This is a genomic window from Pseudomonas asplenii, assembly GCF_900105475.1.
GTDB classification, from domain to species: Bacteria; Pseudomonadota; Gammaproteobacteria; order Pseudomonadales; family Pseudomonadaceae; genus Aquipseudomonas; species Aquipseudomonas asplenii.
On record NZ_LT629777.1, the window covers coordinates 1,475,353 to 1,500,117 of the forward strand.

General features: G+C 59.0%; 15 protein-coding genes, 2 tRNA genes, 4 rRNA genes and 1 pseudogene. 11 read left to right on the forward strand and 11 right to left on the reverse strand.

Annotated elements, in window-relative coordinates; genetic code table 11:
* Window positions 1-20: 20 nt before the first annotated feature.
* The 3 genes and pseudogenes from BLU37_RS06635 to BLU37_RS29855 form a co-directional block, all read right to left on the reverse strand.
* Window positions 21-917, reverse strand: a complete 897-nt coding sequence (locus BLU37_RS06635; RefSeq protein ID WP_090203391.1) for a TauD/TfdA dioxygenase family protein — start codon at window positions 915-917, stop codon at window positions 21-23.
* Window positions 918-1,198: 281 nt separating this feature from the next.
* Entirely contained in the window at window positions 1,199-1,984 is a 786-nt protein-coding gene (locus tag BLU37_RS29850; RefSeq protein WP_406822883.1) for a methyl-accepting chemotaxis protein, read from the reverse strand.
* A 69-nt stretch (window positions 1,985-2,053) separates the two neighbouring features.
* Window positions 2,054-3,190, reverse strand: a pseudogene (locus BLU37_RS29855) (cache domain-containing protein); the annotation flags it as partial.
* 157 nt (window positions 3,191-3,347) lie between these two features.
* On the opposite strand from BLU37_RS29855, the gene BLU37_RS06645 reads away from it, so the two are divergent.
* The 4 genes from BLU37_RS06645 (at window position 3,348) to BLU37_RS06660 (ending at window position 8,710) form a co-directional block, all read left to right on the forward strand.
* Window positions 3,348-3,848 carry a sigma-70 family RNA polymerase sigma factor gene (locus tag BLU37_RS06645; RefSeq protein WP_010447430.1) on the forward strand — a complete coding sequence of 167 codons (501 nt, stop codon included), beginning with the start codon at window positions 3,348-3,350 and terminating at the stop codon, window positions 3,846-3,848.
* Between the two features lie 4 nt (window positions 3,849-3,852).
* The gene (locus BLU37_RS06650; RefSeq protein ID WP_090203393.1) at window positions 3,853-4,854 is read left to right on the forward strand and encodes a FecR domain-containing protein; all 1,002 of its coding nucleotides are present in this window, start codon (window positions 3,853-3,855) and stop codon (window positions 4,852-4,854) included.
* Between the two features lie 92 nt (window positions 4,855-4,946).
* The gene (locus tag BLU37_RS06655; protein WP_090203396.1) at window positions 4,947-7,433 is read left to right on the forward strand and encodes a TonB-dependent siderophore receptor; all 2,487 of its coding nucleotides are present in this window, start codon (window positions 4,947-4,949) and stop codon (window positions 7,431-7,433) included.
* A gap of 71 nt (window positions 7,434-7,504) precedes the next feature.
* A complete protein-coding gene (locus tag BLU37_RS06660; RefSeq protein ID WP_090203398.1) occupies window positions 7,505-8,710 on the forward strand; it encodes a PepSY-associated TM helix domain-containing protein in 1,206 nt (401 codons plus the stop codon).
* A 210-nt stretch (window positions 8,711-8,920) separates the two neighbouring features.
* Here BLU37_RS06660 and rrf (BLU37_RS06665) read toward each other — a convergent pair.
* The 8 genes from rrf (BLU37_RS06665) to BLU37_RS06705 form a co-directional block, all read right to left on the reverse strand.
* Window positions 8,921-9,036: ribosomal RNA gene (gene rrf / locus BLU37_RS06665) — 5S ribosomal RNA — on the reverse strand.
* Window positions 9,037-9,145: 109 nt separating this feature from the next.
* Window positions 9,146-9,261 (reverse strand): 5S ribosomal RNA (gene rrf, locus BLU37_RS06670).
* A gap of 148 nt (window positions 9,262-9,409) precedes the next feature.
* A 23S ribosomal RNA gene (locus BLU37_RS06675) occupies window positions 9,410-12,300 on the reverse strand.
* 242 nt (window positions 12,301-12,542) lie between these two features.
* Window positions 12,543-12,618, reverse strand: a tRNA-Ala gene (locus tag BLU37_RS06680).
* A gap of 36 nt (window positions 12,619-12,654) precedes the next feature.
* A tRNA-Ile gene (locus BLU37_RS06685) sits at window positions 12,655-12,731 on the reverse strand.
* 81 nt (window positions 12,732-12,812) lie between these two features.
* Window positions 12,813-14,349: ribosomal RNA gene (locus BLU37_RS06690) — 16S ribosomal RNA — on the reverse strand.
* The 16S, 23S and 5S rRNA genes sit together here with 2 tRNA genes alongside, the layout of an rRNA operon.
* Window positions 14,350-14,935: 586 nt before the next feature.
* Window positions 14,936-16,156: a CaiB/BaiF CoA transferase family protein gene (locus tag BLU37_RS06700; RefSeq protein ID WP_090203401.1), complete on the reverse strand. Its 1,221-nt coding sequence runs from the start codon at window positions 16,154-16,156 to the stop codon at window positions 14,936-14,938.
* A gap of 14 nt (window positions 16,157-16,170) precedes the next feature.
* Window positions 16,171-17,352, reverse strand: a complete 1,182-nt coding sequence (locus tag BLU37_RS06705) for an acyl-CoA dehydrogenase (RefSeq protein WP_090203404.1) — start codon at window positions 17,350-17,352, stop codon at window positions 16,171-16,173.
* 157 nt (window positions 17,353-17,509) lie between these two features.
* On the opposite strand from BLU37_RS06705, the gene BLU37_RS06710 reads away from it, so the two are divergent.
* The 7 genes from BLU37_RS06710 (at window position 17,510) to BLU37_RS06740 (ending at window position 24,709) form a co-directional block, all read left to right on the forward strand.
* Entirely contained in the window at window positions 17,510-18,409 is a 900-nt protein-coding gene (locus tag BLU37_RS06710; RefSeq protein ID WP_010448726.1) for a LysR family transcriptional regulator, read from the forward strand.
* 435 nt (window positions 18,410-18,844) lie between these two features.
* Window positions 18,845-19,966 (forward strand): Re/Si-specific NAD(P)(+) transhydrogenase subunit alpha, encoded by a 1,122-nt coding sequence (locus BLU37_RS06715; RefSeq protein ID WP_090203406.1) that lies wholly within the window; start codon window positions 18,845-18,847, stop codon window positions 19,964-19,966.
* 16 nt (window positions 19,967-19,982) lie between these two features.
* Window positions 19,983-20,309 (forward strand): NAD(P) transhydrogenase subunit alpha, encoded by a 327-nt coding sequence (locus BLU37_RS06720; RefSeq protein ID WP_010448722.1) that lies wholly within the window; start codon window positions 19,983-19,985, stop codon window positions 20,307-20,309.
* Entirely contained in the window at window positions 20,306-21,742 is a 1,437-nt protein-coding gene (locus BLU37_RS06725; protein ID WP_090203409.1) for an NAD(P)(+) transhydrogenase (Re/Si-specific) subunit beta, read from the forward strand. Before BLU37_RS06720 ends, BLU37_RS06725 begins: the two co-directional genes overlap by 4 nt.
* 180 nt (window positions 21,743-21,922) lie before the next feature.
* Complete coding sequence (locus BLU37_RS06730; protein WP_029533473.1) at window positions 21,923-23,416, forward strand: acetyl-CoA hydrolase/transferase family protein; 1,494 nt, start codon at window positions 21,923-21,925, stop codon at window positions 23,414-23,416.
* Window positions 23,417-23,741: 325 nt separating this feature from the next.
* Window positions 23,742-23,957 (forward strand): DUF1127 domain-containing protein, encoded by a 216-nt coding sequence (locus BLU37_RS06735; protein WP_010448716.1) that lies wholly within the window; start codon window positions 23,742-23,744, stop codon window positions 23,955-23,957.
* A gap of 434 nt (window positions 23,958-24,391) precedes the next feature.
* Window positions 24,392-24,709 (forward strand): DUF2388 domain-containing protein, encoded by a 318-nt coding sequence (locus BLU37_RS06740; RefSeq protein ID WP_010448715.1) that lies wholly within the window; start codon window positions 24,392-24,394, stop codon window positions 24,707-24,709.
* Window positions 24,710-24,765 lie beyond the last annotated feature (56 nt).

Consider the following 24,765-nt stretch of genomic DNA (forward strand, 5'->3'; position numbering starts at 1 on the left):
GCTCCTTACCAGCGATCGAATCAGAACGGGGCATCGCCCTGGATGGTGGTGCGGTAGAGCTTGCGGCGCAAATGGTTCGGGCAACCGGCAGCCAGGTGGATCAGCGAGCGGTTATCCCAGAACACCAGGTCGTGGGCCTGCCATTGATGGCGGTAGACGTTGTCCGCGAGCACGCTGTGGGCGTACAGCTCGCTGAGGACCTGCCGGCTTTCGTCTTCCGGCAGACCGACGATCCGGGTGGTGAAACCTTCGCTGACGAACAGCCCCTTGCGTCCGGTCTCCGGGTGGGTACGGACGATGGGATGCACCACTTCGGCAACCTGGGCCAATTGTTCCGGGGTCAGGGTCGGACGCCAGTTACCTTCGAATTTGGTTTCGCTGTAGCGGGCAGTATAGGAATGCGCCGCCGAGCGGCCTTCGACCGCCTTGCGCAGCGCTTCGGGCAGGCTGTCCCAGGCCTTGTGCTGATCGGCGAACAGCGTGTCGCCACCTTCGGTCGGCAATTCCTGGGCATGCAGCATCGAACCGAGGCTTGGCAGTTCCTTATAGGAAAGGTCCGAGTGCCAGAATTTACCGGCATCGCCCAGGCCGATGTTTTGACCGTTCTCGATGATGTTGGAAACGATCAGGATTTCCGGGTGCCCGGCCAGGAGGAACTGTTTGAGCACATGAATCTGCAACACGCCGAAGCGCCGGCTGAAATCGATCTGCTGCTGCGGGCTGATGCGCTGATCGCGAAACACCAGCACGTGGTGATCCAGGTGCGCACGATGAATGCGGGCAAAATCCTGCTCATTGACCGGCTGGCGCAGGTCCAGGCCGATGATTTCGGCACCTGTCGTGCCGACGAAAGGGCGGATCTCGAAGGATTGGGGCACCGCCACGGGCGCCAGGGAAACCGCAGAAACCAAAGACATATATTCACTCCCACGCAGAGCACGCCCCATAGCGCGCCCCGATCAGAAACTCACGGTGGTCCCGTGTTGGTTCAGTTCGTGCGGCGCGCCGATTGGTCGGTGGGTACGCAGGAGAATGACAATATAGTCATAAGAGAAATATTTTAAATACTATTTGGGAATATACATAGGCCGCCGAGAGATTCCATCCCGCTCGGGGCCTGGCAGCGACGGGCGACTGCCGTGCGGCGTCCCGACACGCCCTGCTCCTGGCACTGCGAGGAGCAGGGTATCGACCAGGGTCAGATCTTGAAGCTATCGACCAACTGTTTCAGGCGACCGGCCTGCTTCGCCAGGGCATCGCAATCCTTCAGGGTTTCATTGAGGTTGGCCACGCCCTGCTGGTTCAGCAGGTTGATCTGGCTGATGTCGATGTTGAGGGTCTCCACCACCGCCGTCTGCTCTTCGGTCGCCGCCGCCACCGACTGGCTCATGCCATCGATCTCGCCGATCCGCTGAGCCACGCTGACCAGCCGGGCACCGGCCTGGTTGGCGACTTCGACGCTTTCCTGACTGGAGGTCTGGCTGGCATTCATGGTCGTCACTGCCTCACGGGAGCCGACCTGCAATGCGGTGATCATCTTGTGGATCTCCTCCGCCGATTCCTGGGTACGGTGGGCCAGGTTGCGCACCTCGTCGGCCACCACCGCAAAACCGCGACCAGCCTCGCCTGCACGCGCCGCCTCGATGGCGGCGTTGAGGGCCAGCAGGTTGGTCTGCTGGGAAATACCCTTGATCACATCGAGGATGTGGCCGATGTTGTCGGTGCTGGAGTTCAGCGTTTCGATCTGGATGCAGGACTGGCTGATCTTCTGCGACAACTCGGTCATCGCCTGGATGGTGCGCTCCACCACCTGACGACCGTCATCGGCCTGCTCGCTCGCACCGCTGGCGTGTTGCGAGGTATCGGCGGCATTTCGGGCGATCTCCTGTGTCGCCGCACCCAACTGATTGATCGCAGCCGCAACACTGGTGGTGCGGGCACTCTGCTCATCGGAACCGATGATCGAGGCGTTCGATGAGTTCATCACCCGCTGGGACAGATCGTGTACCTGACGCGTGGCCGAAGACACTTCGGCGATCGAGGCATGAATCCGCTCGACGAACTGGTTGAAGGAGCCGGCCAGCTCGCCAAATTCGTCCTTGTGGACAATGTTCAGACGACGGGTGAGGTCACCCTCGCCCTGGGCGATATCCTGCATGGCACGGCCCATGGTGAGCAACGGACGCATCAGCACCTGGATCAGCAAGGTCAGCAGCACCGCGATGGTGACCACGGCGATGACCATCGCAATCAGTGCCGAAGTGCGGAACTTGCTCAGTGGCGCATAGGCCTTGTCCCTGTCGATCGACAGGCCGATATACCAGTCCGCCGATGGCAGCCCCACTACCGGGGTAAAAGACAGGATCCGCTGCTGGCCATTCAGGGTGACCTCCTGGATGCCCTTGGCGATACGCACCGACGACCCCGGGTAGATGTCCTTGAGGTTCTTCATCACCTGGTCCTTGTCGGGGCTGACGATCACCTGACCGTCACCGCTGACCAGGAAGGCATGGCCGATCCCGCCAAAATCCACCGAGTTGATGATTTTCACCAGGGTTTCCAGGCTCAGGTCGCCGCCCACCACGCCGAGCAGTTGCCCGCCGCTCTTCACCGGCATGGCGATGGTCACCACCAAACCACCGACCGAGGCCATGTAAGGAGGCGTGAGCATGGGTTTGTCCGCCGTCACGGCGGCTTTGTACCAGGGACGCTGACGTGGGTCGTAGCCATCCGGCATCTTCGCATCGGGACGCTGGGTGAAGGTGCCGTCAGTCTGGCCGACATAGGTGAACTGGAAGTTCGAGGTGAAGGCAGGTTGATCCACCAGGCCTGGGTAATCGGCCTTGCTGCCCTGGTGCGCGAGGTTCTGCGAGAGGTTCTCCAGAACCAGGATTCGCCCACTCAGCCAGTTCTGCACACTGCTGGCGGTCAGGTCGCCCGCTTGCTCGACTGATGACTCGAGGTTCTGCCGGATGGTGCTGCGTTGCAGGTAGTCGTTGTAGAGAGTGAACAACGCAAACGCCAGAACCACGACACCGGAGGCGGCCAAAAGGATTTTATGGCTGAATTTAAGATTCATTTCATAGGACTTCTTTATGCCGGAAATGGGGTGCGTACGGGAGACAACATTCCTTGTAGCGTCGCAGGCAGCGCTCCATGGATGCTCCATTTTGGAGCACGCACGATTCATCTTCTTGTCGGCACCACGCAAAGAAAACTTAGCGAGTTTTCGGAGAGGTCCTGATTACCTGATGAAAGGAGCATCGTCACGCGCTGATTCGTGGTTGCAAAAACAATCTCGCTTCAAGACAATGCGACTTATTATCATTTACCCGCCATCAGGCCTCATGTCCTCTCCCGACACTGCGCTGCATATCCTTTATAGCAATCATCACGGCTGGCTGCATGGCTGGTTGCGTGTACGCCTGGGCAATGCCGCCGATGCCGCCGACCTGGCCCAGGACACCTTCGTCCGCCTGTTACAGCGCACCGAGCGCCTGGAACTCAAGGCGCCCCGGGCATTCCTGCGCACGGTGGCCCGCGGGCTGGTGATCGATCACTGGCGCCGCGAGGAAATCGAACGCGCCTACCGCGACACCCTCGCCCTGCTGCCGGAAGCCGAAGCCCCCAGCGAAGAGTCACGGGCACTGATCCTCGAATTGCTGGAAAACATCGCGCGTCTGCTCGAAGGTCTCAAGCCCAAGGTGCGCAAGGCGTTCCTGCTGGCCCAGTGCGAAGGCCTGACCCACAAGCAGATTGCCGAACGCATGGAGCTGTCGCTGCGTACCGTCGAGCGTTATGTCGCCGAAGCGCTCTACCACTGCTACCTCCTGCGTTATGAGGCCTGAGCCCGTGGACGGCCCGCTTAACCTGGACACTCGTCCCGCGCCGCAACCGCAGGTCGTCAAGCAGGCGATCCAATGGATGTTGCGATTGCGTAACGAAGCGCCCAACCCGCACCTGCAGCAACAATGCCGGCATTGGCGCGCGGCCCACCAGGATCATGAACTGGCCTGGCAGCGGGTGCATGGCCTGCAACGGGAGCTGAGCAGCCAGTTGAGCCGGGTGCCCGGTGCCGGGGTGGCGTTCGAAACCCTGGAGAACAGCAGTCGCCAACTGGGTCGCCGCCAGGCCCTCAAGCTGTTGTCCGGCGTGTTGATGCTGGGCTCGGCCGCGTGGCTGGCCAGGGATAGTCTGGCCTGGCAGCAATGGACCGCCGATTTCGCCACCGCCACGGGCGAGCGCCGCAGCTTCTACCTGCCCGACGGCACCCGCCTGCAACTCGATACCGACAGTGCCGTCGACCTGCACTTCAACGCCGGGCAGCGGCTGATCAGTCTCAATCGCGGCGAGATCATGGTCACGTGCGGCGCCGAGCACGCAGTCCCGGTGTCGCGACCGTTGCGGGTCGAGAGTCGCCATGGCCTGTTCGAGGGGCGGGAGGCGCGGTTCGTGCTGCGTGAAGAGCCCGGCTGCACACGCCTGAGCGTGGCCAGCGGCAATGTGCTGATCCTCTCGCCGGCCAGTGGGAGCACGATCGAGGTCCCGGCCGGCCAGAGCTATCGGGTCAGCGCCCGGGGGGCGCAGCGTATCGCGCCACCGGACATGGATATCGGCGCCTGGGCCGATGGCCTGATCGTCACGCGCAATATGCGCCTGGCCGACTTTCTCGATGAAGTCGGGCGTTATCGCCGTGGCTACCTGGGCTGCGCGGCGGACATCGCCGACCTGCGCCTGTCCGGAGTCTTTCGCCTGGAAGACACCGACAAGCTGCTGGTGCTGCTGCCACGCACCCTGCCGGTACGGGTGCGTTATCGCACCGGCTGGTGGGTCACGCTGGAGCGCCAGGCCTGATTCGAAATTATTTCTGGCGGGTTTTGCGTTCGGGTCCGGCTTAGTCAGTAAGCCCTTCATTCAGCCTTACTCGACCCTTACGGAAACCCGCAATGACCCGGTGCACCCTGCTTCCAGCCTCTCCTGCCGCCACGGCCCGAACCACCCTTGGCCAGGCCGCGCGCATCACCCTGTTATCCACCGCCCTGAGCATCAGTACCCTACCGCTGCCAAGCATGGCCGCCGAGCCGGTCACGGTGTACCAGATTGCGCCGGGGTCCCTGGGCGACGTCCTCAACCAGTTCGCCCGTCAGGCCGGGATCAGTCTCGCGACGACCCCGGAACAGACCCAGGGCAAACAGTCGCCAGGATTACAGGGCGACTACGGCACCGAGCAAGGGCTGCGCAGGCTGCTGGACGGCACCGGCCTGCAGGCGACCAGCGAGGATGGTCGCAGCTACGTCCTGCAACGTGCCGCCGAGGGCGCTGCCCTGGAGTTGCCGAGCACCGAGGTCAAGGGCTTCGCCCTGGGCAACGCGCTGGGGAGCATGGACGGCTACAACGCGACCCACAGCCAGATCGCCACCAAGACCAGCACCGCGCTGCTGGAAACCTCGCAGACGGTCTCGGTGGTCACCCGTGAACAGATGGACGACCAGGGCTCTCAGACGGTCGCCCAGGCGATGCGCTACACCCCCGGCGTGCTGACCAACCCCTATGGCGCGACCCACCGCTATGACTACGTGGCCATGCGTGGCTTCAACGACGGCTCGGTGGACAATATCTACCTCGACGGCCTCAAGTCCATGGGCGACAGCGGTACCTACAGCACCATGCAGGTAGACCCGTACTTCCTCGAACGCGTGGATATTCTCAAGGGGCCGTCCTCGGTGCTCTATGGTCGCAGCTCGCCAGGCGGCCTGGTGGCCCTGACCAGCAAGAAGCCGCTGTTCACGCCCTATCACGAGATCCAGGCGACGGTGGGCAGCCAGAACAAGCGTGGGGTAGGTTTCGACTTCAGCGGCCCGCTCGATGATGACAAGCATATTGCCTATCGCCTGACGGGCCTGACGGACCAGTCGGACACCCAGTTCGAGCACACCCGGGAAAAACGCTACGCCCTGGCACCGAGCCTGAGCATCGACTTCAGCGAGGACACCTCGCTGACCCTGCAGGCTTATCTGCAGAACGATCCCGATGGCGGCTATCATGGCGGCATGCCGGCCGACGGCACCTTGCACCAGCGCAATGGCCAGCGTATCTCCGAACATTTCTTCGAAGGCGAACCCGGCATCGACGGCTACAGCCGCAACCAGCAGTCGTTCGGCTATCAGTTCGAGCACCGCTTCAACGATGTCTTCACCGCCCGGCAGAACTTCCGCTACCTGGATTCGAAGGTGAAGCTCGACCAGGTCTATGCCTATGGCTGGACCAGCCCGACCAGCAACGAACTCAACCGCTACTACTCCGGCGGCAATGAACAGCTGCATGCCTTTATCATCGATAACATGCTGCAGGCCGAGCTCCAGCTCGGCGAAACCCGGCATACCGTGCTGATGGGCACCGACTACCAACGGCGCAAAACCGTGGTGGACTGGAGCCAGGGTGCGCTGGCGCCGATCAATGCCTTCAACCCGGTCTACGGCAACTCGGCCATCAGCTACTACAGCCCGACCAGCTACCTGCGTCGCCTGGAACAGACCGGCGTCTACCTGCAGGACCTGGTGGAAATGGACAAGTGGCGCTTCTCCCTGGGCCTGCGCCAGGACTGGGTCGAGACGTCCGACGAGAACCGCATCGCCGAGGCCGCCCGCCCGCTGGGCACGCAAATCAGCGACCGCCGTACCAAGCTGACCGGGCGGGCCGGTGCGCTGTATCTGTTCGATAGCGGCATCGCGCCGTACATCAGCTACTCCGAGTCGTTCAACCCGAACTCGTATTCCGACGCCGCGGGCAATCCATTGCCACCGACCGATGGCACGCAGTGGGAAGCGGGGCTCAAGTACCAGCCGCCGGGCACGGACAATCTGTTCACCGCGTCGGTGTTCCGCATCGACCAGGAGAACCTGGCTTCCAAGCTGCCACAGGAGAACTTCTATCGTGCCGTCGGGGCGGTACGTTCCCAGGGCCTGGAGCTTGAAGGCCACCTGCAACTGACTGAGCAATTGAAGGTGCTGGGCAGCTACACCTTCACCGATATCAAATACTCCAAGTCGATGGTCAGCACCCTCAGCACCCCGGGCAACCTGATCGAGAACCAGGGTAATTCGCCAACCCAGGCCCCGCGCCACATGGCTTCGCTGTGGGCCGACTACAGGTTTGCCGGTGGCGTCCTGGACGGCCTGCGCCTGGGCGGCGGCGTGCGTTACGTCGGCTACAGCTGGGCCGATGCGGAAAACACCCTGAAGGTGCCGGCCTACACGCTGTTCGATGCATCCATGGGTTATGACCTGGGCAAGCTCGGCCTCAAGGGCGTCGATGTGCGCCTCAATGCCAATAACCTGACCAACGAATCCTACGTGGCTTCCTGTGCCAGCCTGAGCTTCTGCTACCTGGGCGAGGAGCGCAACGTCAGCGCAACGGTCAGCTACCAGTTCTGAATCAATGCAACGTCTTCTTGAAGCCAGCGCCCGGACAGGTGCTGGCTTCGTCGTTTCCAGGGGAAACTTCCATGCGACCGATTGTGGTCTTCCTGCATCGTTATATCGGGCTGGCGACAGCTCTTTTCTTGCTGCTGGCCGGATTGACCGGCAGCATCCTGGCGTTCAACCACGAGTTGGACGAATGGCTCAACCCGGGGTTCTACCAGGCCCGGGCAGAAGGGCCGCGGCTGCCTCCCGCAAGCCTGGTGGAGCGTTTACAGAGCGAGCATCCGAAGCTGCAGGTCTGGTACCTGGAGTACCCGCAGGAACCTGGGCACAACGCGATGCTGGCGACCGTACCGCGCAAGGACCCGGCGACCGGCAAGCCCTTTGCCGAGAAGAACCAGGTGTTCTATGTCGATCCGGTCAGCGGTGCATCCATGGGCCAGCGGTATTGGGGTGAGTGCTGTTTCCAGCGGGAGAACCTGATCCCCTTCCTGCTGGAGTTTCACTACAACCTTACGCTGCCGGGCAACTGGGGGTTATGGCTGATGGGGCTGGTTGCGGTGTTCTGGGTGGTGGACTGCTTCTTCGGCCTATGGCTGACCTTTCCCCGGGGCCGGCCGTTCTGGCGGAAGTGGGCCAAGGCCTGGAAGATCAAGGGCGGGCATGTGTATCGATTGAACATAGACCTGCACCGCGCCGGCGGACTGTGGCTCTGGCTGTTGTTGTTGCCGATCGCCGTCAGCAGTGTGGCGATGAACCTGCCCAGCCAGGTATTCAAGCCGGCGGTTTCGTGGTTTTCCACGATCGAGCCGAGCGTCTACGAGGCCCGTGGCAGGATGCCGGCGGAGCAGTTGGGCGAGACTCGCCTGGACTACCGGCAGGCCTATGAACGGGCCTTGCAGGAAGGCCAACGCCTGGGGCTGACAGCCCCTATCGGCGAGTTGTACTACAGCTTTGAATACAATTTCTATGGTGCGGGGTTCGGCCAGCACGATACCGAGGCTCATGGAAAGTCCTGGTTGTTCTTCCATGGTACCGATGGCCGCTTGCTGGGTCAGGAGATCGCCGGGCAGGGGACGTTGGGAGAGCGCTTCTATCGCCTGCAGCTACCGATACATGGCGGCAGGATCATTGGGGTGGTAGGGCAATCGATTATCGCGGTGCTGGGGCTTCTGATTGCCGGATTTTCGGCCACCGGGATCTATATCTGGTGGCGCAAACTGGAAGCTCGGCGCAAGGGCGGTGGACGGGCGGACGGGTACCGAGCGCAGGAGCCGGCTGGCCGCTGAGTCTTGAGGCGTGCTTGAGGATGCCTTCGCTGGAAAGCCAAGCGCCTACAGGGGCGGTTGTGGCAACTCGGTATTCGTTTGGGGGCACGTACGCGCCGCAACACGGTATCCGGTGGGGAGCGTCCACCTTGGGGACGCACCGCTTCCGGCCTTTTTACCGCGCAAAAACAAAACCCCATCCGCTTTCGCAGATGGGGTTTCGGAATTCAATCTTGACGATGACCTACTCTCACATGGGGAAACCCCACACTACCATCGGCGATGCATCGTTTCACTGCTGAGTTCGGGATGGGATCAGGTGGTTCCAATGCTCTATGGTCGTCAAGAAATTCTGTGGCCAGTTCGTTGCCTGTGCAACGCTCCAGCAAAATGAGGAACTTCTACATAAAGACAAAACCCCTACCTGCATAAGCAGATAGGGGTTTCGGAATTTAATCTTGACGATGACCTACTCTCACATGGGGAAACCCCACACTACCATCGGCGATGCATCGTTTCACTGCTGAGTTCGGGATGGGATCAGGTGGTTCCAATGCTCTATGGTCGTCAAGAAATTCGGGTACCGAACCGAGGCCATTGGCCGCGCTTCAGCAAATTGGGTATGTGACAGCTTTCGGTGTGGTGAGTCGCAAACTTTCGGTTCACTTCGTCTTCATACACCGCAATCTGGCCTTTCGACTCAAATTGCTTGGGTGTTATATGGTCAAGCCTCACGGGCAATTAGTATGGGTTAGCTCAACGCCTCACAGCGCTTACACACCCCACCTATCAACGTCGTAGTCTTCGACGGCCCTTCAGGGAACTCAAGGTTCCAGTGAGATCTCATCTTGAGGCTAGTTTCCCGCTTAGATGCTTTCAGCGGTTATCTATTCCGAACATAGCTACCCGGCAATGCCACTGGCGTGACAACCGGAACACCAGAGGTTCGTCCACTCCGGTCCTCTCGTACTAGGAGCAGCCCCTCTCAAATCTCAAACGTCCACGGCAGATAGGGACCGAACTGTCTCACGACGTTCTAAACCCAGCTCGCGTACCACTTTAAATGGCGAACAGCCATACCCTTGGGACCGGCTTCAGCCCCAGGATGTGATGAGCCGACATCGAGGTGCCAAACACCGCCGTCGATATGAACTCTTGGGCGGTATCAGCCTGTTATCCCCGGAGTACCTTTTATCCGTTGAGCGATGGCCCTTCCATACAGAACCACCGGATCACTAAGACCTACTTTCGTACCTGCTCGACGTGTCTGTCTCGCAGTCAAGCGCGCTTTTGCCTTTATACTCTACGACCGATTTCCGACCGGTCTGAGCGCACCTTCGTACTCCTCCGTTACTCTTTAGGAGGAGACCGCCCCAGTCAAACTACCCACCATACACTGTCCTCGATCCGGATAACGGACCTGAGTTAGAACCTCAAAGTTGCCAGGGTGGTATTTCAAGGATGGCTCCACGCAGACTGGCGTCCACGCTTCAAAGCCTCCCACCTATCCTACACAAGCAAATTCAAAGTCCAGTGCAAAGCTATAGTAAAGGTTCACGGGGTCTTTCCGTCTAGCCGCGGATACACTGCATCTTCACAGCGATTTCAATTTCACTGAGTCTCGGGTGGAGACAGCGCCGCCATCGTTACGCCATTCGTGCAGGTCGGAACTTACCCGACAAGGAATTTCGCTACCTTAGGACCGTTATAGTTACGGCCGCCGTTTACCGGGGCTTCGATCAAGAGCTTCGCGTTAGCTAACCCCATCAATTAACCTTCCGGCACCGGGCAGGCGTCACACCCTATACGTCCACTTTCGTGTTTGCAGAGTGCTGTGTTTTTAATAAACAGTCGCAGCGGCCTGGTATCTTCGACCGGCATGGGCTTACGGAGCAAGTCCTTCACCCTCACCGGCGCACCTTCTCCCGAAGTTACGGTGCCATTTTGCCTAGTTCCTTCACCCGAGTTCTCTCAAGCGCCTTGGTATTCTCTACCTAACCACCTGTGTCGGTTTGGGGTACGGTTCCTGATTATCTGAAGCTTAGAAGCTTTTCTTGGAAGCATGGCATCAACCACTTCGCGTCCTAAAGGACACTCGTCATCAGCTCTCGGCCTTAAGATCCCGGATTTACCTAAGATCTCAGCCTACCACCTTAAACTTGGACAACCAACGCCAAGCTGGCCTAGCCTTCTCCGTCCCTCCATCGCAATAACCAGAAGTACAGGAATATTAACCTGTTTTCCATCGACTACGCTTTTCAGCCTCGCCTTAGGGACCGACTAACCCTGCGTCGATTAACGTTGCGCAGGAAACCTTGGTCTTTCGGCGTGGGTGTTTTTCACACCCATTGTCGTTACTCATGTCAGCATTCGCACTTCTGATACCTCCAGCAAGCTTCTCAACTCACCTTCACAGGCTTACAGAACGCTCCTCTACCGCATCACTTACGTGATACCCGTAGCTTCGGTGCATGGTTTGAGCCCCGTTACATCTTCCGCGCAGGCCGACTCGACTAGTGAGCTATTACGCTTTCTTTAAAGGGTGGCTGCTTCTAAGCCAACCTCCTAGCTGTCTAAGCCTTCCCACATCGTTTCCCACTTAACCATGACTTTGGGACCTTAGCTGACGGTCTGGGTTGTTTCCCTTTTCACGACGGACGTTAGCACCCGCCGTGTGTCTCCCATGCTCGGCACTTGTAGGTATTCGGAGTTTGCATCGGTTTGGTAAGTCGGGATGACCCCCTAGCCGAAACAGTGCTCTACCCCCTACAGTGATACATGAGGCGCTACCTAAATAGCTTTCGAGGAGAACCAGCTATCTCCGAGCTTGATTAGCCTTTCACTCCGATCCACAGGTCATCCGCTAACTTTTCAACGGTAGTCGGTTCGGTCCTCCAGTCAGTGTTACCTAACCTTCAACCTGCCCATGGATAGATCGCCCGGTTTCGGGTCTATACCCAGCGACTAAACGCCCTATTAAGACTCGCTTTCGCTACGCCTCCCCTATTCGGTTAAGCTCGCCACTGAATATAAGTCGCTGACCCATTATACAAAAGGTACGCAGTCACAGAACAAAGTCTGCTCCCACTGCTTGTACGCATACGGTTTCAGGATCTATTTCACTCCCCTCTCCGGGGTTCTTTTCGCCTTTCCCTCACGGTACTAGTTCACTATCGGTCAGTCAGTAGTATTTAGCCTTGGAGGATGGTCCCCCCATATTCAGACAAGGTTTCTCGTGCCCCGTCCTACTCGATTTCATGACTAAGAGACTTTCGCGTACAGGGCTATCACCCACTATGGCCGCACTTTCCAGAGCGTTCCGCTAATCTCAAAGCCACTTAAGGGCTGGTCCCCGTTCGCTCGCCACTACTAAGGGAATCTCGGTTGATTTCTTTTCCTCAGGGTACTTAGATGTTTCAGTTCCCCTGGTTCGCCTCTTGCACCTATGTATTCAGTACAAGATAACCATCTTATGATGGCTGGGTTCCCCCATTCAGACATCTCCGGATCAAAGTCTGTTTGCCGACTCCCCGAAGCTTTTCGCAGGCTACCACGTCTTTCATCGCCTCTGACTGCCAAGGCATCCACCGTATGCGCTTCTTCACTTGACCATATAACCCCAAGCAATCTGGTTATACTATGAAGACGACATTCGCCGAAAATTTGCAATTACTCACAAATTTTACCTTAGCCTGATCCGTTACCAGTGAAAGTAACGTTCAGTCTATCTTTCTATCACATACCCAAATTTTTAAAGAACGATCTAATCAAAGACTAGAAATCAACATTCACCATCACAAGGATGGAATGCTCATTTCTAAGCTTTAACACAGAAACAGTTAACCGCAGTAAATGGTGGAGCCAAACGGGATCGAACCGTTGACCTCCTGCGTGCAAGGCAGGCGCTCTCCCAGCTGAGCTATGGCCCCGTATCGCTACAGGTTCCTACAACTTCCCACCTAAACTGGTGGGTCTGGGCAGATTCGAACTGCCGACCTCACCCTTATCAGGGGTGCGCTCTAACCAACTGAGCTACAGACCCAATATCGGGCTGCTTCTATCGTCTTCTTCAATGAATCAAGCAATTCGTGTGGGAACTTATGGTGCAGCTGATGTCGTCGATTAAGGAGGTGATCCAGCCGCAGGTTCCCCTACGGCTACCTTGTTACGACTTCACCCCAGTCATGAATCACACCGTGGTAACCGTCCTCCCGAAGGTTAGACTAGCTACTTCTGGTGCAACCCACTCCCATGGTGTGACGGGCGGTGTGTACAAGGCCCGGGAACGTATTCACCGCGACATTCTGATTCGCGATTACTAGCGATTCCGACTTCACGCAGTCGAGTTGCAGACTGCGATCCGGACTACGATCGGTTTTGTGGGATTAGCTCCACCTCGCGGCTTGGCAACCCTCTGTACCGACCATTGTAGCACGTGTGTAGCCCAGGCCGTAAGGGCCATGATGACTTGACGTCATCCCCACCTTCCTCCGGTTTGTCACCGGCAGTCTCCTTAGAGTGCCCACCATGACGTGCTGGTAACTAAGGACAAGGGTTGCGCTCGTTACGGGACTTAACCCAACATCTCACGACACGAGCTGACGACAGCCATGCAGCACCTGTGTCAGAGTTCCCGAAGGCACCAATCCATCTCTGGAAAGTTCTCTGCATGTCAAGGCCTGGTAAGGTTCTTCGCGTTGCTTCGAATTAAACCACATGCTCCACCGCTTGTGCGGGCCCCCGTCAATTCATTTGAGTTTTAACCTTGCGGCCGTACTCCCCAGGCGGTCAACTTAATGCGTTAGCTGCGCCACTAAGAACTCAAGGTTCCCAACGGCTAGTTGACATCGTTTACGGCGTGGACTACCAGGGTATCTAATCCTGTTTGCTCCCCACGCTTTCGCACCTCAGTGTCAGTATGAGTCCAGGTGGTCGCCTTCGCCACTGGTGTTCCTTCCTATATCTACGCATTTCACCGCTACACAGGAAATTCCACCACCCTCTACCCTACTCTAGCTCGCCAGTTTTGGATGCAGTTCCCAGGTTGAGCCCGGGGATTTCACATCCAACTTAACGAACCACCTACGCGCGCTTTACGCCCAGTAATTCCGATTAACGCTTGCACCCTCTGTATTACCGCGGCTGCTGGCACAGAGTTAGCCGGTGCTTATTCTGTCGGTAACGTCAAAACACTAACGTATTAGGTTAATGCCCTTCCTCCCAACTTAAAGTGCTTTACAATCCGAAGACCTTCTTCACACACGCGGCATGGCTGGATCAGGCTTTCGCCCATTGTCCAATATTCCCCACTGCTGCCTCCCGTAGGAGTCTGGACCGTGTCTCAGTTCCAGTGTGACTGATCATCCTCTCAGACCAGTTACGGATCGTCGCCTTGGTGAGCCATTACCTCACCAACTAGCTAATCCGACCTAGGCTCATCTGATAGCGCAAGGCCCGAAGGTCCCCTGCTTTCTCCCGTAGGACGTATGCGGTATTAGCGTTCCTTTCGAAACGTTGTCCCCCACTACCAGGCAGATTCCTAGGCATTACTCACCCGTCCGCCGCTGAATCGAAGAGCAAGCTCTTCTCATCCGCTCGACTTGCATGTGTTAGGCCTGCCGCCAGCGTTCAATCTGAGCCATGATCAAACTCTTCAGTTCAATACTGCTTGGGTTTTGAGAAAACCCTAAACTTGGCTCAGCAATCGTTGGTTACATCTTTGATTTCTCGCGGAGTAACTTGCGTTGCTGATAATCTAGTGACTATTCAGTCTGACACCACAAGCACCCACACGAATTGCTTGATTCAGTTGTTAAAGAGCGGTGGGTGAGCTGTTCGCTCAACCGAGGCGCGCATTCTACAGCAGCCTCATTTGCTGTCAAGTGATTATTTTCAGAAGTTTCAGAATTTCCTCTTCAACTTCAACCACTTGCGCTTCCGATCTCTCGTCAGCGGGAGGCGAATTCTACAGCGTTACACGCTGCTGTCAACACCTCTTTTACAGCTTGTTCCGTGCTTCGATGATCTGAAGCTGCACCGTCTGAAACTAGATAACTCGTTGAATTTCAAGGAGTTTTCCGTTCTGGCTGCGCCGGAAGTGGGGCGAATTATAGGCCCCTGACAGCGAGCGTCAACCGTTATTTTCAGATTTCTGTCATAAAGGCCAGAAACCCTATGCCCCTCCTTGTAGGAGTCGGCGTGCAGAGAGAAAAGGGTCTGGCTATTAACAGGAAGAGAGCAGGGCACCTAGAGCACCCCGGCCTCACGCAATGCCGCAACCGCATCCGGGCTCAGGCTCAATACCCGCTGCAGAACCTCCTGCGTATGCTCTCCTAATAGAGGAGGCGCATTGCGATACTCCACCGGCGTTTCGGAAAGCCGGATAGGGCTCGCCACCTGCGGTACATGCCCAGCCAGCGCATGGGGCAGCTCAATCGCCAAGCCCCGCGCCTTTACCTGGGGATCGGCGAATACCTGCGACAGATCATTGATCGGCCCACACGGCACACCCACCCGTTCCAACTGTGCCACCCACTCAGCCGTCGTCTTGAAGACGGTCGCCTGGCGGATCAGCGGAATCAGCACCGCGCGATTGGCCACCCGCGCAGCATTACTGGCAAACCGTGGATCGTCCGCCCACTGCGGCTGACCCGCCACCTCGGCGAACTTGCGGAACTGTCCGTCATTCCCCACCGTCAGGATGAAGTCGCCATCAGCGGTAGGAAAATCCTGATACGGCACGATATTCGGGTGAGCATTACCCAGGCGCCTGGGCGCCGCTCCGGAGGTCAGGTAGTTCATCGCCTGGTTCGCCAGACACGCCACCTGGACATCCAGCAAGGCCATGTCGATATGCTGGCCGCCACCCTCACGATCCCGATGGGCGAGGGCGGCCAGAATCGCCACCGTCGAATACAGCCCGGTGAGGATATCAGTCAGCGCCACACCCACTTTTACCGGCCCAGCCCCCTCATCCCCCTCAGGCTTGCCCGTCAGGCTCATCAAACCACCCAGGCCCTGGATCATGAAGTCGTAGCCGGCGCGCTTGGCATAGGGTCCGTTCTGGCCGAATCCGGTAATCGAGCAATAGATCAGCTTCGGATTCAGCGTCTTGAGCGATTCATAGTCCAGACCATAGGCCGCCAGACCGCCGACCTTGAAGTTCTCGATCAGAATGTCGGACTTCATCGCCAACTCACGCACCAGGCGCTGACCCTCGGGCCGGGTGAAGTCGATGGTGACCGATTGCTTGTTGCGGTTGGCCGACAGGTAATAAGCCGCCTCGCTGGTGTTCTCACCGCGAGCGTCCTTCAGGAAGGGCGGCCCCCAGGCACGCGTGTCGTCCCCATTGCCGGGGCGCTCGACCTTTATGACCTCGGCCCCCAGGTCCGCAAGGATCTGACCGCACCAGGGCCCAGCCAATACCCGCGACAAATCCAATACCCGCAAATGCGAAAGCGCGCCCATGAGCCGAGTTCCTATTAATAGAACGCCTGGAGGCCGGTTTGCGCACGCCCGAGAATCAGCGCATGCACATCGTGGGTACCTTCATAGGTGTTCACCACCTCCAGGTTGACCAGGTGACGGGCGACCCCGAACTCGTCGGAAATACCGTTGCCGCCGAGCATGTCCCGCGCCATGCGGGCAATGTCCAGGGACTTGCCGCAGGAGTTGCGCTTCATGATCGAAGTGATTTCCACCGCCGCCGTACCCTCGTCCTTCATCCGCCCCAGGCGTAGGCAGCCCTGGAGGGCGAGACTGATCTCGGTCTGCATGTCGGCCAGCTTCTTCTGGATCAGTTGAGTGGCTGCCAGTGGCCGCCCGAACTGCTGGCGATCCAGAGTGTACTGGCGAGCGGTGTGCCAGCAGAACTCGGCAGCCCCCAGCGCACCCCAGGAGATGCCATAACGGGCGGAGTTGAGGCAGGTGAACGGACCCTTCAGGCCACGTACATCCGGGAAGATGTTCTCTTCAGGCACAAACACGTTGTCCATGACGATCTCCCCGGTGATCGAGGCGCGCAGGCCGACCTTGCCGTGAATTGCCGGAGCACTCAGGCCTTTCCAGCCCTTCTCCAGTACGAAACCGCGAATATCGCCAGCATCGTCCTTGGCCCAGACCACGAATACATCGGCGATCGGGCTGTTGGTGATCCACATCTTGCTGCCGGTCAGGCTGTAGCCGCCGTCGACCTTGCGTGCACGGGTAATCATCGCTCCTGGATCGGAACCATGGTTCGGCTCGGTCAGGCCAAAGCAGCCGATCCACTCGCCAGTCGCCAGCTTGGGCAGGTACTTCTGCTTCTGTGCCTCGGTACCGAATTCGTTGATCGGCACCATCACCAGCGAGGATTGCACACTCATCATCGAGCGATAGCCCGAATCGACGCGTTCCACCTCACGGGCAATCAGGCCATAGCTGACATAATTCAGGCCACTGCCACCGTACTCGACCGGAATGGTCGCACCCAACAAACCGACTTCACCCATTTCGCGAAAGATCGCCGGGTCGGTCCGCTCATGGCGGAAGGCTTCGAGCACCCGTGGCGCGAGCTTGTCCTGGGCGAACTGCTCAGCGGTGTCACGAATCATCCGCTCCTCTTCAGTGAGCTGTTGATCCAGCAGCAGCGGATCGATCCAGTTGAAGCTAGCTTTAGCGCCCATCAGAGAATCCTCGCAAAACAGGTCAAATATCGTGGATTGATCCTAGGCGCCGCCGGGCCATCGGGCAAACGAGGATTTTGCATGCTGTTGTGCTAATTTCTCACTCCGAAAGCTTACCGATTGCCTTATTCCAGCACCTTTAGTGAGATTGCCGTACATGCGCAGGAAAATCCCCAGTACCGCCGCGCTGATCAGCTTCGAAGCCGCCGCCCGCCATGAGAGCTTTACCAAGGCTGCGGTCGAGCTTTCACTCACCCAAGGAGCAATCTGCCGACAGATTGCCAGCCTGGAAGAGTTCCTCGGCGTCGAACTGTTCCGCCGCTCCAGACGCGGTGTGAAGCTGACCGAAGCAGGGCTTTCCTACAGTCGCCGGGTCGCCACGCAACTGGATGCGGTCGAGCGCGACACCCTGTCGGTCATGGGCCAGCAGGGCGCCAATGTGATCGAGCTGGCCGTGGTACCGACCTTTGGCACGCAGTGGCTGCTGCCGCGGCTAAAGGATTTCCAACACAAGCATCCGGAAGTCACGGTCAACCTGACCAACCGTACCCGGCCGTTCCTGTTCGCTGATACCGATTTCGACGCTGCCATCTACTTCGGCGACGCCGACTGGTCGGGCACCGAGTCCCATCGACTGATGGGCGAAAACCCGATGCCGGTGTGCAGCCCGGCATTGCTGGACAACCGGACGAGCCTGAGCGCGGCAGAGATCGCCGAGTTGCCGCTGCTGCAGCAGACCACCCGCCCCTACGCCTGGCGCCAATGGTTCAACGCCCAGGGGCTGAATATCCCTCGCGACCTGACAGGCCCACGCTATGAACTCTTCTCCATGCTGGCCCAGGCAGCCATGCATGAGATGGGAGTCGCGCTGATTCCACCGTTCCTGATTCAACGGGAATTGGCGGAAAAACGCTTGGTGATCGCCAACCCCAGCGCACTCTCCAGCATCAAGGCCTATTACCTGATGATTCCCGAGCGAAAAGTCGAATCAGCGTCCCTGCGGGCTTTTCGCGACTGGTTGGTAACCCAGGCACAAAGCTACAGCCTTCTGAATTAAAGACCTACAGCAATAGTTGACCTGGTAGTCAAATACCCATAACCCTACAGACATAACAATATGTCGCTTTTGCACAAACTGTCTAAAACCTTGCCAATTCGGTACGAAAGTACCTGAACGTAAGGGTTACAGGCAATTTCTCGTGCAATGTCGGGCTATTCACGTCGCCGATACAAAATTTTCCAAATTCCTGTCAGAACCCTTTGTAGGCCTCTATTTTACTGGTTTCAGCCCCTTCAGTGCGTCATTCGGTCACAGGGTGACTTGTAGTTAATTTTACGTCACCCTTCATAATCTCTTGAAGGGTGTGTTTTTCGCCTGCAAAATGCCGCGCCCCGCCTCGAAAATGGCGGGATCGTGCTGATCGGCCGCTCCAGATGCACCCCTCGTGTGCGCTGGCCTTCTTATAAAAAAAGATCACGCAGGAGATTTGACGTGCACATTGGTGTTCCCCTCGAAACCCAGACCGGTGAGACTCGGGTTGCTGCAACTCCGGAAACCATCAAGAAGTTAGTCGGCCAAGGCCATACGGTCACTGTTCAAAGCGGCGCCGGCTTACGTGCCAGCGTCATCGACAGTGCCTATGAAGCAGCGGGCGCCAGTATTGGCAGCGCGACCGAAGCTTTTGGCGCCGAGCTTGTGCTCAAGGTGGTGGCCCCAAGCGACGACGAACTGACGCTGATCAGGACCGGCACCGTACTGGTGGGCATGCTCAACCCCTTCAGCAATGAAATCATCGCCAAGCTGGCCGCCCAGGGTATTACGGCCTTTGCCCTGGAAGCCGCACCGCGCACCTCGCGCGCGCAAAGCCTCGATGTGCTCTCGTCCCAGGCCAACATTGCCGGTTACAAGGCGGTGTTGCTGGCCGCTCACCATTACCCGCGCTTCATGCCGATGCTGATGACCGCCGCCGGTACCGTGAAAGCGGCACGCGTGCTGATCCTCGGTGCCGGCGTAGCGGGACTGCAGGCCATCGCGACCGCCAAGCGCTTGGGCGCGGTGATCGAAGCCTCGGACGTACGCCCAGCGGTGAAGGAACAGATCGAATCCCTGGGTGCGAAATTCGTCGACGTGCCGTACGAAACCGACGAGGAACGTGAATGCGCAGTCGGCGTCGGCGGCTACGCCCGCCCCATGCCGGCCAGTTGGATGCAGCGGCAGGCCGCGGCCGTGCACGAGCGGGCGAAACAGGCCGATATCGTCATCACCACCGCTCTGATCCCGGGGCGCAAGGCACCGGTGCTGCTGAGCGCGGAGACCGTTGCGCAGATGAAACCCGGCTCGGTGGTCATCGACCTCGCCGCCGCCCAGGGTGGTAACTGCCCGCTGACCGTCGCCGACCAGGTGGTGGTAGCCCACGGCGTGACCATCGTCGGACCGACCAACCTCGCCGGCGAAGTCGCCGCCGATGCTTCGGCACTGTATGCGCGCAACCTGCTGGATTTCCTGAAGCTGGTCTTCAACAAGGAAAAACAGTTCGAAGTGAACCTTGAAGACGACATCGTCGCCGCGTGCCTGATGTGCCGCGACGGCCAGGTCATCCGCAAAAACGCCTGAGCAGAGGATTCAGAAGATGGAAGAGCTTATCTCCCCCGGTATCTACAACCTGATCATCTTCGTGCTGGCGATCTATGTCGGTTACCACGTGGTCTGGAACGTCACACCCGCGCTGCATACGCCGCTGATGGCGGTGACCAACGCCATCTCGGCGATCGTGATCGTCGGCGCCATGCTCGCCGCCGCCCTGACCGTGACCCCGTTGGGCAAGATCATGGGCACCCTGGCCGTGGCCCTGGCGGCGGTCAACGTGTTCGGCGGCTTCCTGGTGACGCGCCGCATGCTTGAGATGTTCAAGAAAAAAGCCCCGAAAGCCGTAAAAGAAGAGGCGCCCAAGTCATGAGCATGAACCTGGTAACGACGCTCTACCTGATCGCGTCGGTCTGCTTCATCCAGGCCCTCAAGGGCCTTTCGCACCCGACCACGTCGCGGCGCGGCAACCTGTTCGGCATGCTCGGCATGGCCCTGGCGATCGCCACCACGGTCGGCCTGGTGTTCAAGCTCGGCTCCGAGCTGGCAGTCAACGGCATCGGCTATGTGATCGTCGGCCTGCTGATCGGCGGTAGCGCCGGCTCGATCATGGCCAAGCGCGTGGAAATGACCAAGATGCCCGAGCTGGTGGCGTTCATGCACAGCATGATCGGCCTGGCGGCGGTGTTCATTGCCATTGCGGCGGTGGTCGAGCCGCAGTCGCTGGGTATCGTCAAACAGCTGGGTGACTCGATTCCGGCGGGTAACCGCCTGGAACTGTTCCTCGGCGCAGCGATTGGTGCCATTACCTTCTCCGGTTCGGTGATCGCCTTCGGCAAACTCTCGGGCAAGTACAAGTTCCGCCTGTTCCAGGGCGCACCAGTACAGTTTGGCGGGCAGCACAAGCTGAACCTGCTGCTGGGCCTGGCGACACTCGGCCTGGGCCTGACGTTCATGTTCACCGGCAACCTGACGGCCTTCGCCCTGATGCTGGCACTGGCCTTCGTGCTCGGCGTGCTGATCATCATCCCGATCGGCGGCGCCGACATGCCGGTGGTGGTGTCGATGCTCAACAGCTATTCCGGCTGGGCGGCGGCGGGTATCGGCTTCTCGCTGAACAACTCGATGCTGATCATCGCCGGCTCGCTGGTAGGTTCGTCCGGTGCGATCCTCTCGTACATCATGTGCAAGGCGATGAACCGTTCGTTCTTCAATGTACTGCTCGGCGGGTTCGGCAATGCGCCGGATGCCGGCGGCCCGGCGGGTTCGAAAGAGGCGCGGCCGCTGAAATCCGGCTCGGCCGACGACGCGACCTTCCTGCTGACCAACGCCGACACCGTGATCATCGTGCCCGGCTACGGCCTGGCGGTGGCCCGTGCCCAGCACGCACTGAAGGAACTGACGGAAAAACTGACCCACCGGGGCGTCACCGTGAAGTACGCCATCCACCCGGTTGCTGGTCGTATGCCCGGGCACATGAACGTGCTGCTGGCCGAGGCCGAGGTGCCTTACGACCAGGTGTTCGAGATGGAGGACATCAACTCCGAGTTCGGCCAGGCCGACGTGGTGCTGGTACTGGGGGCCAACGACGTGGTCAACCCGGCGGCGAAGAACGATCCGAAGTCGCCGATTGCCGGCATGCCGATCCTCGAGGCCTTCAAGGCCAAGACCATCATCGTCAACAAGCGCTCGATGGCCAGCGGCTACGCAGGCCTGGACAACGAACTGTTCTACCTCGACAAGACCATGATGGTCTTCGGCGACGCGAAGAAAGTTATCGAAGACATGGTCAAGGCCGTCGAATAAACCTTGCCCCAGCGCAATACCCAAAGCCCCATCCTGAGGTAGGTTGGGGCTTTTCTTTGCCCGCGAAAAACCGACCAAAGGCTCTGATTCAAGGGACGGCATTCGACCTTGGTCGCGCGGCGAAACTTTTCGAAACCTCTAGACTGCGCACCTTGCCTCCGTTGCCCGAGATAAAAATCCATGTACCGTGATCGTATTCGCTTGCCTTCTCTTTCCAGTAAGGTGATGAGCGCGGCTGACGCTGCCGCACTGATCCAGGACGGCATGACCGTCGGCATGAGCGGTTTCACCCGCGCCGGCGAAGCCAAGGCGGTGCCCCATGCACTGGCCGAACGCGCCAAGCTGCAGCCGCTGAAAATCACCCTGATGACCGGCGCCAGCCTGGGCAACGATCTCGACAAGCAACTCACCGAAGCCGGCGTACTGTCACGCCGCATGCCGTTCCAGGTCGACAGCACCCTGCGCAAGGCAATCAATGCCGGCGAGGTGATGTTCATCGACCAGCACCTGTCGGAAACCGTCGAGCAGTTGCGCAACAAGCAACTCAAGCTGCCGGACCTGGCAGTCATCGAAGCCGTGGCGATCACCGAAGAAGGGCATATCGTGCCGACCACCTCGGTGGGCAACTCGGCCAGCTTCGCGATCTTCGCCAAGCAGGTGATCATCGAGATCAACCTGGCGCACAATCCAAACCTGGAAGGCCTGCACGACATCTATATCCCCAGCTATCGCCCAACCCGCACGCCGATCCCGCTGGTCAAGGTCGACGACCGCATCGGCAGCACGGCGATCCCGATCGACCCGGCCAAGATCGTCGCCATCGTCATCACCGAGCAACCCGACTCGCCGTCCACCGTGACCCCGCCGGACAGCGACACCCAGGCCATCGCCAACCACCTGATCGCCTTCCTTAAAGAAGAAGTGGCTGACGGTCGCATGACCAACAAGCTCGGCCCGCTGCAGGCGGGCATCGGCAATATCGCCAACGCGGTGATGTGCGGCCTGATCGACTCGCCGTTCGAAGACCTGACCATGTATTCCGAGGTGCTGCAGGACTCGACCTTCGACCTGATCGACGCCGGCAAGCTGTCCTTCGCCTCCGGCAGCTCGATCACCTTGTCGAGCCGCCGTAACAGCGACGTGTTCGGCAACCTGGAGCGCTATAAAGAGAAGCTGGTGCTTCGTCCACAGGAAATCTCCAACCACCCCGAAGTGGTCCGTCGCCTGGGCATCATCGGCATCAACACCGCCCTGGAGTTCGACCTGTACGGCAACGTCAACTCCACCCATGTCTGCGGCACGCGGATGATGAATGGTATCGGCGGCTCCGGCGACTTCGCCCGCAACGCGCACCTGGCGATCTTCGTCACCAAGTCGATCGCCAAGGGTGGCGCCATCTCCAGCGTGGTGCCGATGGTCAGCCACGTCGACCACACCGAGCATGACGTCGACATCCTTGTCACCGAGATCGGCCTCGCCGACCTGCGCGGCCTGGCGCCACGGGAACGGGCGAGGGCAGTTATCGACAACTGTGTGCATCCGCAGTACCGCGCCGCACTCAATGACTACTTCGAACGCGCCTGCGCGCTGGGTGGCCATACTCCGCACATCCTGCGCGAAGCACTGAGCTGGCACATGAACCTGGAAGAAACCGGGAAAATGCTCGTCGATTGATTGAAACAGTTCCCCGCTGACGCCAACACAGTTTCGTCAGCGGGCGAGCCTTCCCCTACAAACCTGAAAGAACTGTACTGCTGTACCGGTCATTTTTCCCGCCGACCTTCCTCGAAACACCCTCATTCGCGTAAAATTGCACCAATAAAGTGCAGATAGGTACAGTTGCCTCAATTCCGAGCAGTACAGCCCCTATAAACAGTTAACTGGTCCCTCACAATACAGGTGAACTGTATCTAGAGAGGCTAGGCAAATGAGAGGATCATTGGCATCAGTCGAAGTTAAACCACTCCCTAATCCCGCCATAAGCGGAAGGATGTCAACCATGGAACGTACACTCAGTTCCGAACTGTTCTACGAAAACACCGCTACCGAAGCCAAGGCTTCCCTGCCTCTGCGCGTTCTGGCCAACCTGATGCTGTGGCAGCGCCGTATCGCCAGCCGCCATCAACTGGCTCGTCTGGATGCACGCCTGCTCGCCGACGCTGGCATCAGCGAAGCACAGCGCTACGAAGAGTTGAGCAAGCCGTTCTGGCGCTAAGCGCCCGCTGGCCCTGACCCACCGGGTCCACCGCCAGCACCCGAATTGAAAAAACAGAGCCCGTCGCGGGAAACCGCGACGGGCTCTGTCGTTTTCGGCCAGCAGATTTTCCTGGCGGACCTGCCGGAATATCCAGACAGGTACAATTTAAAAAATACTCAAGTACAACCAGTACAGTTGGTGAAATCCGACGAAAAGGCTCTAGAACAGCTCTCCGGGCAACAAACCCGGCTTCCCGCCCCGAGTGAACTACGCCTAATATCGCGGTCATAATGGCCGGCGTGGCGAAATCTGTCGGTTCAGAGGCAATTGCCGAGACCGCTACACCACTAAACCTGTAGCCTGAAGCGCCGCCTGCGCGTCTGAAGGTGATCGTGCTCGAGTGGCTGTTCTGCCTTGGGCCACTGTTCTTCTATCTGTCCAGGAGATCCACCATGTCCCGTCTTCGCCTGCTCGGCACCGCCAGCCTGTTGTGCCTGGCCGCCACTGCCCATGCCAGCAGTTTCCTCGTGACCACCGATGCCGTGGTCGGCGCACTCCAGGCCACCACTGACACCACCTCCGACGCGACCTCGTCGCTGCGCGACAACAAGATCGTGCGCGCCGCCCGCGACGACGCCGCCAGCTTCGTCGCCAGCGATGGCCGGATCCGCGGCGTGAAGCTGGAAAGCGCCTTCGACACGATACGTCGCCAGGCCCCGCAACTTCAGGCCAGCGACGCACAACTGGCCCAGGCGATCCTGGCGATCTGACAGGCACCACGCTGGTCCTGGCCGGCTCATTCCGCTAGCCTTGGCACTCGCTCAAT

What these genes read in the sequence shown, in the direction of transcription:
- BLU37_RS06635 (WP_090203391.1), bottom strand. Translation starts at nt 917, where the DNA reads ATGTCTTTGGTTTCTGCGGTTTCCCTGGCGCCCGTGGCGGTGCCCCAA.
- BLU37_RS29850 (WP_406822883.1), bottom strand. Translation starts at nt 1,984, where the DNA reads ATGAACTCATCGAACGCCTCGATCATCGGTTCCGATGAGCAGAGTGCC.
- BLU37_RS06645 (WP_010447430.1), top strand. Translation starts at nt 3,348, where the DNA reads ATGTCCTCTCCCGACACTGCGCTGCATATCCTTTATAGCAATCATCAC.
- BLU37_RS06655 (WP_090203396.1), top strand. Translation starts at nt 4,947, where the DNA reads ATGACCCGGTGCACCCTGCTTCCAGCCTCTCCTGCCGCCACGGCCCGA.
- BLU37_RS06660 (WP_090203398.1), top strand. Translation starts at nt 7,505, where the DNA reads ATGCGACCGATTGTGGTCTTCCTGCATCGTTATATCGGGCTGGCGACA.
- BLU37_RS06700 (WP_090203401.1), bottom strand. Translation starts at nt 16,156, where the DNA reads ATGGGCGCGCTTTCGCATTTGCGGGTATTGGATTTGTCGCGGGTATTG.
- BLU37_RS06705 (WP_090203404.1), bottom strand. Translation starts at nt 17,352, where the DNA reads ATGGGCGCTAAAGCTAGCTTCAACTGGATCGATCCGCTGCTGCTGGAT.
- BLU37_RS06710 (WP_010448726.1), top strand. Translation starts at nt 17,510, where the DNA reads ATGCGCAGGAAAATCCCCAGTACCGCCGCGCTGATCAGCTTCGAAGCC.
- BLU37_RS06720 (WP_010448722.1), top strand. Translation starts at nt 19,983, where the DNA reads ATGGAAGAGCTTATCTCCCCCGGTATCTACAACCTGATCATCTTCGTG.
- BLU37_RS06725 (WP_090203409.1), top strand. Translation starts at nt 20,306, where the DNA reads ATGAGCATGAACCTGGTAACGACGCTCTACCTGATCGCGTCGGTCTGC.
- BLU37_RS06730 (WP_029533473.1), top strand. Translation starts at nt 21,923, where the DNA reads ATGTACCGTGATCGTATTCGCTTGCCTTCTCTTTCCAGTAAGGTGATG.
- BLU37_RS06735 (WP_010448716.1), top strand. Translation starts at nt 23,742, where the DNA reads ATGGAACGTACACTCAGTTCCGAACTGTTCTACGAAAACACCGCTACC.
- BLU37_RS06740 (WP_010448715.1), top strand. Translation starts at nt 24,392, where the DNA reads ATGTCCCGTCTTCGCCTGCTCGGCACCGCCAGCCTGTTGTGCCTGGCC.